Genomic DNA, 12,080 nt, shown 5'->3' with positions numbered 1-12,080 from the left:
TCAAAAACCTGTTAGCCTAAAAAGCCAAACAGGTTTTTGATGCTCTTGCTTATTTTGTATAATGTAAAAAACGTTCATACCACATATCCACAAATTCAGGCGCAAACGGACCTTTCCGCTGGTGAATCCAATGCAGTAATGTATTCAGATGCTCTCTTAAGATACTATCGATTTCTTTTGGATAATTCATCTGCCTCTTATGATCTGCATATTCGTCCTCATCCAAAATATTGTACGTCATGTCTGGAAAGACTTTGACGTCTAAATCGTAATCAATATACTTAATTGCCTCATCATCTGTCGCAAAAGGAGAGCTGATGTTGCAGTAATAATATACCCCATCATCTCTAAGCATCCCAATTACATTAAACCATTGTTTTGCATGGAAATAGCAAATAGCCGGTTCTCTCGTCATCCAAGTACGGCCGTCGGATTCAGTCACCATTGTACGGTCGTTTGCACCAATGATACACAATTCCGTTGCTTTCAGAATGGTGGTTTCATTCCAAATCCTGTGGATCAAGCCATTATGTTTATAGCTTTGAATTTGGATGGTTTCTCCTTCCTTGGGATAGCCCATATTTTCTCCCCTACTTTCTATAACAAACAAACCTAACAGTCCAAAGACCTAATTTCCCAACTAAACATGTCTCTATTATATTATACCGTTACATCATTAAAAAATGAAATGAAAAAGCCATTCAACCCAATTGAACGGCACACTGACTTACATCACGCTAGAACTCTTTTCCATCTGTTTATATGAGTTGATGACCTCTTCTGTCTGTTTTGTAAATAAGGTTTGCACTTTTGCAGTTCCTCACGTTTCTGTTTGATCTGATCACAAAGCCTATGCCACTCTTCTTTTTTTTCATCCTGCTGCAATTGTTTTTCTGTTTCTAAGCATAGATCGAGTTCTCCCTGCACATCGAGCAGCTGATCCATGAGCTGCATTTGTTCTTTTACAAGCTGATCGAAATCAGACATCTAACTCCTCCCTTTTCATCGAATCCACTTTTTGTCTGTATACCATTTCTTGAAAGAAAGAAGAAATCCTTTGACTGTTTATGTAGAGGTTTTACAGGTTTTGTCGGATGGTGATGAGAGGCAAAAAAGAAAAGCACTTCATTCGTATATGAAGTGCTTTCCTTTGTTTCAGTGATTAGCTGTTTTGTTGTTTGTTTTGCTCAGCTTTTTGGTTGTATTTTTTTACTTGCTGTACGTCAGTCTCACTAGCAAATTCAGTACCAAATTGACCGCCTTGTGCAGAAGCTTGGTTTTGTTTCTTCACTTGTTGCGCGTTTGTTTTGTTTTGTTGTTGATCCATCATTATCACCTCCACGCACATTAATTTGTGCAGAAGGTGCAGATCCTATTCATGATTTTTTTAAACAAGCAAAGAACGTCCGCCATCCACAATAATCGTCTGGCCTCTAATCATGTCTGCTTTGCCTGATACAAGGAATTCCACGCTGTCGACCATGTCTTTAATTTCCACCATTCGGCCGGCAGGTGTGTTTTTCTTCGCATCTTCTAAAAGCTCTTCACGGTTCGGGAAGTGCTTGAGTGCATCGGTATCGATCGCGCCGCCTGATACGGCGTTGACGACGATATTTTTTTGTGACAGCTCAACAGAAAGGTAACGTGTCAAAGCTTCTAGTGCTGCTTTTGACACGCCGACTACTGTGTAATTTTCAAGATAGCGAATAGAGCCAAGAGAGCTAATGCTGACGATATGTCCGCCGCCGTTTTTCTCCATTAGTTTCGCGGCTTCTTGTCCGCAGAATAACAAGGCTTTCGCATTGATATTCATTGTCCAGTCCCAATGATTTTCTTCAAGGTCCATAATAGGACGCTGAACACCTGATGCCGCATTGTTCACAAATACATCTAAACGGCCAAAGGTTTCGTCGATTTGCTGAAACATGTCTTTGATTTTCTCAGGCTGGCCTACATTGGCTTTGACAACCAATGTTTTAACACCCATCGCTTCAATTTCTTCCGCTGTTTCAAGTGCGGCTTTTTTGCTTCTCGCATAGTTAATGACAATGTCATATCCTTTTTCAGCGAGGCGGAGAGCTACTTCTTTCCCTACTCCTCTGCTGCTTCCTGTAATTAATGCACATTTACGTTGACTCATTATGGTTCATCTCCTGATTTGAATAGTTTTCGTTCATTCGCTTCACACTAATAGGAAAGTTCCTATTAGGAGGTTACATTCATGTATGTCGGACGCGATTTAAGCCAGCTTGGCATGATGTCCAAGGATCAATGGAAAGATACTGAGCTTGCTTACTTTCATCATGCTTTCCAACAAATTTTACCTTATTTGAATGAAGAAGGGCAATCTAAGTATCGAGAAATCATTTCTGAAATCGAAGACCGCGGGGGTCTGCACCGAAATGAAGCTGATTATACCCACGGTACAACGGTTAAATACGACTAGGCTGCTCAAGTGCCAGCTTCCAAATTTTTTGGTGTGAGACTGGCAAAGCATATGCCTCAAATTCTTCTGTTGTGACTTTTTTCAGCTTCGTGTCATCGGATACAGAGGTAACTCGTCCAAAGAAAACAGAAATATTCCAGATGAGGTGGGTAAATACATGCTGAATGGTGCCTTCTAAATCACCAAGCTCAGCTTGTACACCTGCCTCCTCTTTTAAGAAATCAATGAGCTGCTTTTTTTCCGTTTTTCTTCCCTTCATGGTTTCCATGTTAGGGAATTCCCATAAATTCGCAAGGAGGCCTGTACTTGGCCGCTTATGAATATATAGGTTGCCTGCGTCATCAAATAACACCGCTGCTGCCATTGATTTTGCAGTCGGCTTTTTCTTTTTGCTTTTCACTGGGAGCTCATGCTGAACGCCTTCCTCGAGTGCCGAACAATGCATGTTCACAGGGCAAATGAGACAGGCAGGGGATGTTGGGGTACAAATGAGCGCACCAAGCTCCATCAGCCCTTGATTAAATTCTGACGGCTTTTCCCGGGAAATGAGCTGATCGACCGCAAATTCGAAAATGTTTCTCGTTTTTGGTTTTGCAATATCATCCCATATGGACAAAATACGAGAAATGACCCTCATCACGTTGCCGTCTACCGCAGGATACGGCTTGTTATAGGCGATACTCAGCACTGCGCCGCTCGTATATGGGCCTACACCTTTGAGCTTTGAAAATTGCTCTTTCGTATCAGGGACAATGCCACCGTAGGATTCATATACTTCTTTCACAGCTGCCTGTAAATTACGTACTCTTGAGTAGTAGCCAAGACCTTCCCATGCTTTCATGACCTTTTCTTCATCAGCTAAAGCGAGATCCTTCAACGTCGGAAACTGCTCCATAAACCGGTTGAAGTACGGAATGACCGTATCTACTCTCGTTTGCTGAAGCATGACTTCTGATACCCAGACGCGGTATGGATCTTGATTTTCACGCCATGGCAATGTTCGTTGTTCTTTTTCATACCAATCAATTAAATCATGCTGAAAGCCCGCAATATCTTTGCGGTCCAGCTTTTCTTGAATGTCTTTCATATCTATACTCCTTCTCATTGGACCGAGGGCTAACGTTCTGAATAGAACCTTATTTGTTGTATACTGTTTGTAGATACGTTAACATGTTACATTAAATCGGGATAAAGCAAAAGTGATTTTGCACATAGTCTTGATTGGAGACGTATACTTTGTATGATTGTTCCTAAGCATGACAACTAGGAGGTAATCAATTGGACACTGGTACTCATGTAGTAATGGGCATTTCTCTTGGGGGACTTGCACTTTTAGATCCAGCCGTCAGCGCAGATCCACACATGGCACACGCCGTGATGATCGCGACCATCGCCGGCTCCCAAGCACCAGACATTGATACTGTGCTAAAACTAAAAAATAATGCGGTTTATATAAGAAATCACCGAGGATTTACACATTCCATTCCGGCTGTACTGTTCTGGTCATTGCTGATTCCGGCTGTGATTTTCCCATTTGTGCCGGGGGCGAATTTACTTCACCTTTGGTTATGGACACTATTAGCCGTTGTACTCCATGTGTTTGTCGATATATTTAATGCATACGGCACACAGGCCATTCGTCCATTTTCAAAGAAATGGGTAGCACTTGGGATCATTAATACGTTTGATCCGTTTATCTTTTTTACACACCTTGTCGCCATTGTCGTTTGGGCGATTGGCGGACATCCCGGCTATACGTTCATAACACTGTACGCGGTGATTTTCTGTTACTATATCGTCAGGGTCATCATGCAGCTTCAGATTAAACGTCAGCTGCGTGCACGATTCGATGAAATTGAAGAGATTATCATTTCGCCTACAATGAAGTTCAGACAATGGCGCATTGCCGTGAAATGTAAATCCTCTTTCCATGTTGGGCGCAGTATGAATGGAGAGGTTGTCATTTTAGACACCTTTAACCGGGTGCCGGTCCCTGATACTGAAATTATGAAAATTGCCAAACAAGATGAAAACATTTCAGCCTTTCTCTCCTTCTCCCCTGTCTACCGGTGGGAAGTGGATAAATACAAGGATCATTATGAGGTGCGGTTCATTGATTTGCGCTACCGCAGCAAAGGTCATTATCCTTTTGTCGCGATCTGCCATATCGACATGGACCACCAAATCAAAAATTCTTATACCGGCTGGATTTTCAGTGAAGAAAAACTACAAAAAAAATTAAGACTCGGCTCTGTGTGAGCCAGTCTTTTTTTGTGCTTCACTCTTACATCTTCGTCATATATTCCACAATAAACTCCCAAAAGCCAGGTCCTTCTTGGTAAATCAGCCAGTCTACTTTTTCGATGAGTTTGATATAGAGTTCTTGTTCGAGGTCTTCTCTTTCTTGATATGCCGTGTTTTGTAGTTTCTTTTTGATCATGGGTGTGAAGGTTTCAATGAGTTCTTCCATTTCTCCATTGGTCATTTTGTCTTCGTGCACGGACATCTCCCCCTGTTTCTTCTTTTAGTTTGTTGAGCGCTTTTTTGTGAATGTTTGAGATGTTTTGTCTTGTTTCGCCTAACTGATCGGCTATTTCCTTCATTGTTTGTCCTTCGACATAAATTTGGGTTAAGACCATTTTTTGTTTGTCTGTGAGCTGCTGGTAGGCCTTGTACAATGTTTGGTCTTGCAGATGCTCCCCTAGGTCTTGCTGGTTGAAGAGCACGGCTTCATACGTATCTGTTTGAACAGGGTCTTTCACTTCTTGTGTATCAGGATGATCGAGTATGAGCGGAAAACGCTGCTGTTTCTTTTTTACTCGTTTGTCAAAGTCGACTGAAAAGATGCGTATCATTGTGGAGATATACTTGATGATGCGGATTTTCTGATAGAACTGTTTGAACTCGGAATCTAGTTTTTTGGCATTTTCCTCGTTTGGCTCTTCCATGACTTGCCGGAGCAGCTGCTCGTTTTTCGGGTTGCTTAAAAACTGCTGAATGAGCGGGTGATCAATGATTTCCTTCCATTTTGCTTTCAATAACAGCCGATAATCCATGTGCATCCTCCCCTTTGTTCCCTCTACTAGCATTAAGTGGACAAAAGTTAAAAAAAGTAAACTTCGTGAAACGGGTCTAATGATTCATTTTCTCCTCCTCTGCTTTCCTTTTTCTTCTTTCATACCACTTATATAGAAGACGAGCATCCGCTGGGAGGTGAGACAAATGGAGACCTTTTTTTCAGAGGAATGGCTGAAGCAGCTCGGTCAGGCTGGCTTCCCTGCCATTTTGACAGTGTACTTGCTGACACGCTTTGAACGAAAGTTTGATGAGTTAAGCAAGCTCATCCAACGATTAGTTGCTGCTCAAAAAAATGATGAATCAGATTGACATCCGCTTGATTCGTTTCACCTTATGTAAACGAGGGCGAAATGAAAGGCCTTTTGTCACCTCACACAATACGATGTTGAAAGGGGATTTTATCATGAGTGAAAAGCAAAATGGAATACCACAGCCGATTCGAGGAGAAAAAGGAGCAACGGTCAAAATTCCACGTAATCTCGAGCGGGACAGACAAAATCCAGATATGCTCACGCCGCCAGAAACCGATCATGGAACGGTCTCCAACCTGAAATATTCTTTTTCTGATACACACAATCGTTTAGAAAAAGGCGGCTATGCCCGAGAGGTAACAGTCCGCGAACTGCCGATATCTAAAAGTCTTGCATCTGTCAATATGCGGCTAAAGCCTGGTGCGATTCGTGAACTACACTGGCATAAGGAAGCGGAATGGGCGTACATGATTTATGGGGAAGCCCGGATTACATCGGTTGATGCAGAGGGGCGCAATTTTACAGAGGATGTGACAGAGGGTGATTTGTGGTACTTCCCTTCTGGCCTGCCGCACTCTATCCAAGCACTTGAACCGGGAGCTGAATTCTTGCTTGTGTTTGATGATGGGTCTTTCTCAGAAAATAGTACGTTCCAAGTAACCGATTGGCTTGCCCACACGCCAGAGGAAGTCGTGCTTAAGAACTTCGGTATGACAAAAGAGCAGTTTGACAAGCTGCCAGAGAAAGAAAAGTATATTTTCCAAAAAGGAATTCCTGGTTCCCTTGAATGTGACAAGGTAAAAACAGAGCAAGGAGAAGTCCCGAATTCCTTTAAATATGAGCTGTTAAAACAGGAGCCGATTACGTCAAGCGGCGGACAAGTGTGGATTGCGGACTCTACCAATTTCAAAGCATCTAAAACGATTGCATCTGCTCTTGTGAAAGTTGATCCAGGCGCCATTCGTGAGCTGCACTGGCATCCAAATACGGATGAATGGCAATATTTCATTTCCGGAAAAGCACGAATGACGGTCTTTGCTTCTGATGGACATGCGAGAACCTTCAACTATCAGGCGGGAGACGTTGGCTATGTGCCATTTGCGATGGGGCATTATGTAGAAAATACAGGCGACGAACCGCTTTATTTCTTAGAAATCTTTAAGAGCGATCATTATGCAGACATTTCACTGAATCAGTGGCTTGCGGTCACACCGAAACAGCTTGTTCTTGATCATTTAGATCAAGGCGAAGATTTCTTAAAACTGCTTGATACTGAAAAACATCCTGTGATCGCTGCGCCTAAAAAAGAGGATTAACGTATGACTTCCTGCAAAAAGGCTGTCCTTTTTGCAGGTATCTTCATGTAAAGGAGTGTTTGTTCACCTATGCAGCAATCTGTTCACGCTTTATGGCAAGGGCTGAAATGGCTCATGGCGGCGTCGGCTGTCTGTTACATATTTTTGTTGTTTTGTGTGCTGTTCTTTCATTTGACGGGTGCTTTTTATCAATCGATTTTATCGATGCTTTTATTTATGGGCATCTATGTGGTACTTGGGATATCCTTTGAGCATGTGGAGCATGTGCTCATGAGAGTTGTGAGAAAGTGCCGTTCCAAAAAATGCTCTATCGTTTTCTATGCCATTTCAATTCATCTTTTGTTTATTTGGAGTGCTGTCTATTTATCAGATGAATTGGTTGGCGGCATTTTACTGTCTACTTCTGAGGAAATTCTCTTTGCCCTAAGCATTTGGTTGTTTCACTTTTTGTTTGATTATGCGACGTTTTCGTTTGAAAAAGAAGCTTAATAACTCTCTACTCTCTTTCTGGCGAGAGTGCTTCTTTGATTTGTTTCATATGATGGATATCATGCTCCATCAGCCCTTGAAAGTAACTGAATAACGTCAGCTTGGTTCGACCAATAAAAAAGAGTTCATTCCAGCGAGATGGTTCGATTTTCTTCATTTCTTGAAGTAATTCTGTTCTGACAGCAATAAATCGAACGATAGTCTCGCTTTTCTTTTCCTTTCTCGCTCTTTCAGCTGACTGCTGATTCATTTTGCGCACATCAGGAGCTTGAGGTAACGGCTGATCGTTCCAAAATTCCTTTAGTCGAGCCTTTAAAATAAATTCATCCCATGGAACGAAATGGGCGATAATTTCAGCCGTACTCCATTTTCCATCAGCGATCGCTCTGCGCCATTCTTTGTCTGTTAATTCCATAAGCGATTTTGCCCATTCAATGGAGTGTTCATAGTGTTGTATCACGGTGTCTTTGTTCATGTTTTGTTATCCTCCTGAGGTTTATTTTAACTTTATTTAAAAGAAGCTGATCAGAAATTGGAAGGGTTCATCCTTGCGATATTATTTAAAACATATTATGATATACTTTAATTACCAAATGAAAAGGGGGAATTGTCATACGCTGTCCTACATGAAAAAGCCTATTTTTTTGCACTAAAATAAACCGACCGGTCTGTTTATGTGGGAGGAGGAAAAATGATGAAATCTCAAAATGTGATCATTATTGGCAGTGGTGTAGCAGGATTGGCTACTTCTTTATTTTTAAAAAAGGCTGGAATGGAAAGTACGATTTATGAAAGCAGGTCAGATGAAGAATTAGAAACAGGCGCAGGTTTTTTACTGTCTCCAAATGGGGTAAAGATTTTGGATGAAATCGGGTGTAAAAATGAAGTGATAGCAAATGCAGCAGTGATAAAGAGGATCCAGCAAATAAACAGTGAAAATGAAGTGGAAGCAATCTTTAACAATCATAGCGAAAAATATCATCATGCCCCTTTGATCAACGTCATGAGAGCACAAATCATAACCGTCCTTTTAAAGGAAGTTCAACGACAAGGAATCGAAGTGAAATACAACAAAAAGTTAACCTCGATCAAACAGCAGCCTCATTCCGTTCAGGTTCTTTTTGAAGATGAAACTGTGATAACAGGTGATATTGTAATAGGAGCAGATGGGACTTTTTCGAAAACAAGAGAAGCGGTTGCATTTAATGCTAAATTAGACTATAGCGGTTTTTGGGGACTTCAAGGGGTATCCTATGTGAAGGATTTTGTCTTAGAGGAGGCAACGAGTTATTTTTACAATGATGAACACTTTCAATTCATTTTTGGAAAAGCGCATCCGACAAATCAATTGAATATTTTATGGCAGGCTTTCTCGCAACGTCCTGAAAAATTACCTGCAAAACATTTTGAGAAAGCCAGCAAAGAAACCATTCGACAGTTATTATATCAACAAATGGAAGGCTGGAATATTCCGAAGCACCTTTTTGACATGATCGATCATACAGAGATGTTTTTCCCAAGAAGTATTTATGAAATCAAGGACCTCTCTGTGTGGTCAAAAGGACGTGTTGTTCTTGTAGGTGATGCTGTACATACGGCTAATCCTTTTGTTGGTCAAGGAGCATCATATAGTCTAGAAGATGCGATGGTCATAGCAAAGATGCTGAGGGATCATGATTATCGAGATGCGTTCTATTATTATGAACAGGATCGAAGAACGAGGACAGAAGAGTTAAATGCGTTATTTCAGCATATGAATATTCAACACGATATTGATCGAAAGATGAACGAATACCATATTAAATGGGAAGAAGAAACATATGTATGAGATGAAAGATAAAAAAACACCACTTATGATGAAAAGTGGTGTTTCTTGTGTTTTCTCCGTGCATATAAGATCGCACCAATCAAACTGACGAGTGAAATCAACGCGAGAATTCTGATATAAGGCGGATAGTAGGTTAACACAATCTCGTTTTTGCCTTTTTCTATTGGAAAACCGATAAAGGCGTAATTGGCTTGTTCAATATCGGTCTGCTGTCCGTTCACCGTGAGCTCCCAGCCTTTTTCATATGGTACTGGCAGAACCATATAATCATCGCCGCGTTTGTTATCATATGAAATCGTAAAGCGGTTGTTTTCGAGCTTTACTTGCTGGCTGCCATGATCCTGTTTTTCTTTTTCATATGCCTTCTCTAGGACGCGGTAAGGCTCTTGATATAGCTTTAATTGACTCAGCTCATACGTCCCTTTTGGTACTCGAATCGAGAGAATCTTTTCCGCAGGGACTCGAATCGTCACTTCATTGACGCCTGTTTTGTAGATGGATGTATTGCTTTTTCGTGAGGTGACGTAGTGATCAACAGATAACTGAAATCCTTCGTTTCGGTCTGTCCGCTTCACATAAAAGCTCACATACACATCCCCAGCGCGGGCCATATCATCTGGCAGCGTGATATTCAGACCGCCTGTTTCTCCGTATACATCAAGCACGCCATGTTCGTATATGGCTTGTATCGTATGAATATTTGTATCCTTGACTCGATCTGGCGCGTGCTCAATTTCAGCGTTTCCTTTTTTGTCTAAAATCACACCTTGCAGCATCGCATGCTCCCTATCAAGTGCTGAGGCATCCTTTAAGGATTCTTCTGAATAAACGGTGCTTGTTGTTCTTGCAAATGGCAGCGGCCGTGTATTTTCATACACTTTATAATGTTCGCTTTCCAATATTGACTTAAAATAAGCTGGCGGTGAGTAAGGCATCGCGCTCGTTCTCATATAATACTTTCCATAGGTCAGGCTGTATAAATTCGCTCTGTCCCCCATTGTTGCATAACGGCTGACACTTTCCCGTCCCATATCGATTTGCAGGTCATTCCAGTAGAAATTGAGTAAATGCTGATTCAATATACTTGAATACGCACTCATGCCTTGAAAGCCTTCAAATAACGGGGTGTTGTTGCGCACGCCGTTCATCCAGTCAATCCGGGCAAGCGGATCTTTTGAAGAGCGGCTTTGAATCTGCTGAATGAGCTTCATTTGCTCATGTCCAGCATAAGCCTCACTATTCAGATACGTATCTGATACGCTCTTAATATTGCTTCTTTCAGATAAGTAGCCCTGCTGATACACGCCTGCTGTCAGTAAGCTGACAACGATGAGCACAGCTGAAAAGAGACGAAGGTGCTGGCGTTTTTCCGTATGAATCACAAGGAAAAACAAGCTGATCACAAGCAGTCCTATGCCTGTAAATACAACAACATCCATATTTCCCTTTGCTCGTTCTGATAAGATGACTGCGAGAAGAAACACGATCCAAGCGCCTAAGACCGCACGCTTTTTCCACTTCCACTCGATTTGCGAGAAATGCTTGATGGTGATAGCTGCGACCGCTCCAACTGTAAAGGCAAGAATGTACTCAAATCTGTATTGCGGTGCTGAAAAACCATTAAACACGCTCGCCATCTTTGGACTGTAGTGAAAAACAATAAGCAGAACGCTGATCGATGTAAACATGAAAAACCACCTGTTCCGATAAAGCGGAACGAGGAACATACAAATGAGAAAAATCACAGGTAATAAATACACCCTGCTTGTAAACAGCAGATGATCATGCAGATCAAACCAAGGTATGGATTGATCATATGGCGGCCTTATATTATTCAGAAAGCCATAGACAGACGGGACAAAAAAGGCGGCACTGATTCCAAAGGATAACAGCGTAGAGACCGCCAGCGTCCAGAACACCTTCCACCCGTTCTCCTCACTTCGAAGCTTGATGATATATCTGAAGACAAGATAGATCGCTAAAAAGATAAAATGAATATAAGCAAAGTAAAAATTGTTGATAAGCATCAGGCTGCACGCCGCAATAAACCAAGCCGGCTTACCTGTTTTGAAAATCCGTTCAACCCCAAGTACAAGCAGCGGGAGCCACATCATACTGTCGGTGAAAAACTCCCAAAATGTTTGATGCCGAAAATACACAATAGACAATCCGTAAATTGCGGCTCCTGTTAATGCGCTCAGCCTATGCTGAACCATTGAAAGAAGCACACGGTAAGCGATGAAAAGAATAAGCGTCAGCTTGATCACACTCAGCCAAATGACGGCATTTGCCCAGAAATGAATGTCCGTTGACTGGATGAAATGAAGCGCATTCATCAGCCAGACGACAGCGACTGTGACCATAAAGACAGTCGACGTTGTGAAATAATAACCTAATTGCGTATATGTACCGCCGCCTAGACCGAATTGATAGGAATAAAAGAAGTTCCCTTTGACGTATTCATCGTAAAGCAGCTTTTTAAATGGGAGCATTTGTGAGATTCCGTCTCCATCTCCTGTCATATACCGGCCTTGCGTATATTCATATAAGAAAAAGGAGTGTCCTAATAAAGCGAGAATGAGGCACATTCCTATCATTATCCATCTACGTTTCATCATCTAAATCCTTTCCACAAAAGATCCACTTTTCTTTGAAACAAAACAACCCAGCAA

Annotated in this window: 13 protein-coding genes and 2 pseudogenes; 6 read left to right on the top strand and 9 right to left on the bottom strand. The window is 41.7% G+C overall.

Features of this window, described 5'->3' with window-relative positions; genetic code table 11:
- Nucleotides 1-49 precede the first annotated feature (49 nt).
- The 4 genes and pseudogenes from NSQ25_RS04180 to fabL form a co-directional block, all read right to left on the bottom strand.
- Nucleotides 50-580 carry a DUF402 domain-containing protein gene (locus NSQ25_RS04180; protein WP_024425209.1) on the bottom strand — a complete coding sequence of 177 codons (531 nt, stop codon included), beginning with the start codon at nucleotides 578-580 and terminating at the stop codon, nucleotides 50-52.
- A 147-nt stretch (nucleotides 581-727) separates the two neighbouring features.
- A pseudogene (locus NSQ25_RS04175) lies at nucleotides 728-945 on the bottom strand (YgaB family protein).
- A gap of 217 nt (nucleotides 946-1,162) precedes the next feature.
- A pseudogene (locus NSQ25_RS04170) lies at nucleotides 1,163-1,312 on the bottom strand (gamma-type small acid-soluble spore protein); the annotation flags it as partial.
- 75 nt (nucleotides 1,313-1,387) lie between these two features.
- On the bottom strand, nucleotides 1,388-2,140 hold the full coding sequence (gene fabL / locus NSQ25_RS04165) for an enoyl-[acyl-carrier-protein] reductase FabL (RefSeq protein WP_024425211.1): 753 nt from the start codon (nucleotides 2,138-2,140) through the stop codon (nucleotides 1,388-1,390).
- A gap of 81 nt (nucleotides 2,141-2,221) precedes the next feature.
- Here fabL and NSQ25_RS04160 point away from each other — a divergent pair, with 81 nt between their 5' ends.
- Complete coding sequence (locus NSQ25_RS04160) at nucleotides 2,222-2,446, top strand: hypothetical protein (protein ID WP_003217808.1); 225 nt, start codon at nucleotides 2,222-2,224, stop codon at nucleotides 2,444-2,446.
- On the opposite strand, the gene mutY is transcribed toward NSQ25_RS04160, so the two are convergent.
- Nucleotides 2,433-3,533: an A/G-specific adenine glycosylase gene (gene mutY, locus NSQ25_RS04155; protein WP_326136674.1), complete on the bottom strand. Its 1,101-nt coding sequence runs from the start codon at nucleotides 3,531-3,533 to the stop codon at nucleotides 2,433-2,435. The two genes, NSQ25_RS04160 and mutY, sit on opposite strands and share 14 nt — an antisense overlap.
- Before the next feature lie 191 nt (nucleotides 3,534-3,724).
- Between mutY and NSQ25_RS04150 the strand changes: the two genes are divergently transcribed.
- The gene (locus NSQ25_RS04150; protein WP_034623275.1) at nucleotides 3,725-4,705 is read left to right on the top strand and encodes a metal-dependent hydrolase; all 981 of its coding nucleotides are present in this window, start codon (nucleotides 3,725-3,727) and stop codon (nucleotides 4,703-4,705) included.
- A 25-nt stretch (nucleotides 4,706-4,730) separates the two neighbouring features.
- Here NSQ25_RS04150 and rsoA read toward each other — a convergent pair whose 3' ends face one another.
- Both rsoA and NSQ25_RS04140 read right to left on the bottom strand, forming a co-directional pair.
- Entirely contained in the window at nucleotides 4,731-4,952 is a 222-nt protein-coding gene (gene rsoA / locus NSQ25_RS04145; RefSeq protein ID WP_035391262.1) for a sigma-O factor regulator RsoA, read from the bottom strand.
- Complete coding sequence (locus NSQ25_RS04140) at nucleotides 4,900-5,502, bottom strand: sigma-70 family RNA polymerase sigma factor (RefSeq protein ID WP_024425214.1); 603 nt, start codon at nucleotides 5,500-5,502, stop codon at nucleotides 4,900-4,902. The genes rsoA and NSQ25_RS04140 overlap by 53 nt, the downstream gene beginning before the upstream one ends.
- Nucleotides 5,503-5,668: 166 nt before the next feature.
- On the opposite strand from NSQ25_RS04140, the gene NSQ25_RS04135 reads away from it, so the two are divergent.
- The 3 genes from NSQ25_RS04135 to NSQ25_RS04125 all read left to right on the top strand — a co-directional run bounded on the left by NSQ25_RS04135 (nucleotide 5,669) and on the right by NSQ25_RS04125 (nucleotide 7,580).
- Nucleotides 5,669-5,833 (top strand): YvrJ family protein, encoded by a 165-nt coding sequence (locus tag NSQ25_RS04135; protein ID WP_073204399.1) that lies wholly within the window; start codon nucleotides 5,669-5,671, stop codon nucleotides 5,831-5,833.
- A 94-nt stretch (nucleotides 5,834-5,927) separates the two neighbouring features.
- Nucleotides 5,928-7,091 (top strand): oxalate decarboxylase family bicupin, encoded by a 1,164-nt coding sequence (locus tag NSQ25_RS04130; protein ID WP_024425215.1) that lies wholly within the window; start codon nucleotides 5,928-5,930, stop codon nucleotides 7,089-7,091.
- A 69-nt stretch (nucleotides 7,092-7,160) separates the two neighbouring features.
- A complete protein-coding gene (locus NSQ25_RS04125) occupies nucleotides 7,161-7,580 on the top strand; it encodes a regulatory YrvL family protein (RefSeq protein WP_326136676.1) in 420 nt (139 codons plus the stop codon).
- Nucleotides 7,581-7,587: 7 nt separating this feature from the next.
- Here NSQ25_RS04125 and NSQ25_RS04120 read toward each other — a convergent pair whose 3' ends face one another.
- Complete coding sequence (locus NSQ25_RS04120) at nucleotides 7,588-8,055, bottom strand: DinB family protein (RefSeq protein ID WP_326136677.1); 468 nt, start codon at nucleotides 8,053-8,055, stop codon at nucleotides 7,588-7,590.
- 219 nt (nucleotides 8,056-8,274) lie between these two features.
- Here NSQ25_RS04120 and NSQ25_RS04115 point away from each other — a divergent pair, with 219 nt between their 5' ends.
- A complete protein-coding gene (locus tag NSQ25_RS04115; protein WP_251232599.1) occupies nucleotides 8,275-9,408 on the top strand; it encodes an NAD(P)/FAD-dependent oxidoreductase in 1,134 nt (377 codons plus the stop codon).
- Between the two features lie 23 nt (nucleotides 9,409-9,431).
- On the opposite strand, the gene NSQ25_RS04110 is transcribed toward NSQ25_RS04115, so the two are convergent.
- Nucleotides 9,432-12,026: a YfhO family protein gene (locus NSQ25_RS04110; RefSeq protein ID WP_326136678.1), complete on the bottom strand. Its 2,595-nt coding sequence runs from the start codon at nucleotides 12,024-12,026 to the stop codon at nucleotides 9,432-9,434.
- Nucleotides 12,027-12,080 lie beyond the last annotated feature (54 nt).

The sequence above is a fragment of the Bacillus sp. FSL R5-0512 genome (assembly GCF_038593295.1).
Lineage (GTDB): Bacteria > Bacillota > Bacilli > Bacillales > Bacillaceae > Bacillus > Bacillus safensis.
Note: the sequence above shows the minus strand (reverse complement) of the source record. Positions and strands in the feature narration are given on the sequence as shown.